Here is a 3,349-nt window from a genome sequence, read left to right as displayed (position 1 = left end):
GCTTTCCGCCAGGCCAAAGTCATACCAGCCTTGACCATAGCCAGCGAAGGCCCCGGTGCGCAGCTTGTTGCTGATTGCGTAGCGGCCATAGAGGCTCAGCTGCAGGGTTTCATCCGAGATCGAGCTGTTGGTGAACCCAGTGAGCGTATCGCTGGCCTGAGAGGCCATAAGCGATGCACCCAAAGTCAGGTTTGAATCCACCTTCGTTTCGAGACGCAGTGCCGCAAACATGCGGGTGGTCCAATTGTCCCCCTGCTTCGAATAGTTCAGCCCGAAGTCAATGTAAGCCTGATGACGACGGCCGCATTCCGACAGGCGCTGCGCCATGTTCACCTTGCCGCCATCCTGGTTGGCATTGGCCTTGCCCGAAAGGGACTTGTTTGACGGGTTGGTGCAATCGTCGTCGTTTGCAGCCTTCATCAGGCTTTCATTGAAGCTCAGCATGTCGCTGAGGCTGTGTGCGACATGGCTACGCAAACCGGTGCGAAGCTGTCCTTCAGCCTGAGCGAGCCTACGTCCCAACTCATCTACGTTGCTGATCGTCACGGTCAGCGTCTGGTAGCCAGCGTTGCCAGCGGCGTCTGCCGCCTTCACCCGGACCACGTAGGTGTTGTTGCGATCGCTATCGGTTGGGCTTTCATAGTCAGGCGCGGAGGCGAATACGAGCACGCCGGTAGTCTGATCGATACGGAATGCCGACGCATCGCTGCCGCCATCGAGCGACCAGCTCGCGGTTTCGCTGGCCGTAAACGTGGCCACCGCCGTCTGCCCTTCATTGATCGACTGCGCCGAAGCCGCAGCTCCCGCACCACCGCTCGGGCCAGAGATAACCGGGGCGGTGTCATCGATATCGCGGACCGTGACAGTGATCGCCAAGGTGCTGGCGATACTGCCGGAGTCAGTTGCAGTAATCTCGACGACGTAGCTGTTGTTCGCATCCGCATCGCTCGGGGCTTCGAAGTTCGGAGCCGCAACAAAGGTGAGCGTGCCGTCGGCAGCGATCTGGAACTTGGCCTGGTCGGCTCCGCCGGTGATGGACCAGGTTACCGTTTCATTCGCCGTCAGGCGGATGACGCTAGTCTGGTTTTCATTCACTGACAGCGCCGCGGTGGTAGCACCGGAAGTACCCCCCTGCGCCGTGATGACAGGAGCGGCATCGTAAGTGAAGCCGCCATTGAGGGTTGCCGTACCGCTGGCAGTCGTAACCGCCACGTCAACAGCACCGGCTGAGCCAGCCGGCGCAACCGCCGTGATCTGCGTTGCGCTGTTCACGGTAAAGCTGGTTGCCGCCGTGCCGCCAAAGGTCACAGCGCTGGCGCCAGTGAAGCCGGTGCCGGTGATAACAACGCTAGTCCCACCCGCAATCGGGCCACTGGTCGTCGCAAGCGCCGCGATGGTCGGCGCAGGCGTGCCGGCGGCGATATAAGTGTAGCCTCCATTAAGCGTAGCCGTGCCGCCCGCGGTGGTGACCGCCAGGTTGACCGCACCAGCTGTACCAGCCGGAGCGACAGCCGTGATCTGCGTTGCGCTGTCCACGGTGAAGCTGGTTGCCGCCGTGCCGCCAAACGTCACAGCGCTGGCGCCGGTCAGGTTGGTGCCGGTGATGATCACGCTGGTTCCGCCTGCGGATGTGCCGCTGGCGGGCGCAATCGTGGTGATCGTCGGGGCAGCCTGCTGAGCTGCCACATAGGTAAAGGCACCGTTCGACGTGGCGCTGCCGCCAGCCGTGGTGACAGAGACGTTCACCGCCCCAGCCGATCCGGCAGGCGAAACCGCCGTGATCTGCGTTGCGCTGTCCACGGTGAACGAGCTTGCAGCGGTGCTGCCGAAGCTGACCGCAGTTGCGCCGGTAAAGTCAGTCCCGGTGATCACTACGCTGGTGCCGCCTGCGGTCGCACCCGTAGCCGGAGCAACCCCGCTGATCGTCGGCGCCGCCTGCTGCTGTTGCTGTTGCCCACTGTAAGTGAACGCGTTGCTCAGCGTAGTTGCACCGCCCGGGCTCGTGACCCCAAGATCAACGGTGCCCGCCGAGCCGGCCGGGGTGGTTGCGGTGATCTGGGTGCTGCTGTTGATTGCGATCCGCGCCGCGATGCCACCAAAGGTGACCGACGTACCAGCGATGAAGTTCGTGCCGGTAATAACCACGGAGGTTCCCCCCGCGGTTGGGCCGCTTGACGTCGCTATTGCAGAGACCGTCGGTGCCGGGAAGCCGGCAACTGCATAGGTGAACGGAGCCGAGGTCGACCGTCCACCAGGTGTGGTCACCGTGACACCCGTTGCACCGCCACCACTGGAGTTAGCCGGTGTGACAGCCGTAATCTGAGTATCGCTGTCAACGGTAAACGACGGTGCGTTTGGACCACCGATAGCTACCGCGGTTGCCCCGGTAAGGCCAGTACCCCTAATCACGATGGTGGTCCCGCCCGCCACTGGGCCGATACTGGGGGAAACGGATGTGATGACCGGCACGGGTGCGGCAACATAAGTCAAGCCGCCCTGGGCTGTCGCCGTTCCGACTGGTGTAGTGACCGAGACGTCTACGGCACCTGCTGCGCCAGCCGGGACCATCGCAAACAGCGCGTTCGAACCTTGTTGATAGAACCAAGGTGCGGCGACACCACCAAAGCTCACGGCCGTTGCCGTTGACAAATTGGATCCGTTAATCTGGACCGAGACCCCGCCAGCGGTAGAGACTGTCTGCGGGGTCACCGAGGAGATGGCCGGGGCGCCCGAAGGTGTCGGGAAGTAAGTGAGGGTCGTCGACGCCGAACCGCTTGGCGTAGTCACCACCAGCGTGGTGGGGGCGTTGGCCGTGCCCGGGGGCACAACCACTTCCAGGCGATCCGACCCGGTCGTTGCAATCAATCCAACATTAAATTGCACAGATGCCCCGCCGACGGTCACCCCCGTTGCGCTCGCAAGGTTTGAACCAAACACCGCAACCTTGCCCCCACTGGCTGGAGGTGCCGAGTTTGAAAGACCCAGAATCGAGGGCGCCGTGGCCGACGTGTAGGTGAACTGAGTGGTAGCCGTCGTTGACCCCAATGAATTCGTCACGACAATCGGCACGGTGCCCGATCCGGCAGGAGCATAGGCAGTGATGTTGCCGCTGGTTGCCGTGAAGGACAGCGCGGCGACACCACCAAAGGTAACCGATGTGGTCCCAGCCAAGTTGCTGCCGCTGATGTTGACGCGCGCGCCCCCAGCCTCGACACCCGACGCACCGCTTGATCTGCCCCCTTCTGAGTGGCCCAATTTCTATTTTAGGAATGGCCACGAAGGAGGAATGGAATGGCAAGAAAGCACAAGCCGGAAGACATCATTGGCAAGCTGCGTGAAGCGGAGATCG

Annotated in this window: 1 protein-coding gene; it reads right to left on the bottom strand. The window is 62.4% G+C overall.

Annotated features, from left to right (window positions below; genetic code table 11):
• Positions 1 to 3,255 (bottom strand): beta strand repeat-containing protein (locus RQP55_RS12045; RefSeq protein WP_315610443.1); only part of this gene is annotated, 3,255 nt, incomplete at its 3' end.
• Positions 3,256 to 3,349: the final 94 nt, after the last annotated feature.

The sequence above is a fragment of the Novosphingobium sp. APW14 genome, from assembly GCF_032337075.1.
In the GTDB taxonomy this organism is placed as follows: Bacteria; Pseudomonadota; Alphaproteobacteria; order Sphingomonadales; family Sphingomonadaceae; genus Novosphingobium.
The sequence above is the reverse complement of the archived record's forward strand: the minus strand, read 5'-3'. Positions and strand labels throughout refer to the sequence as shown.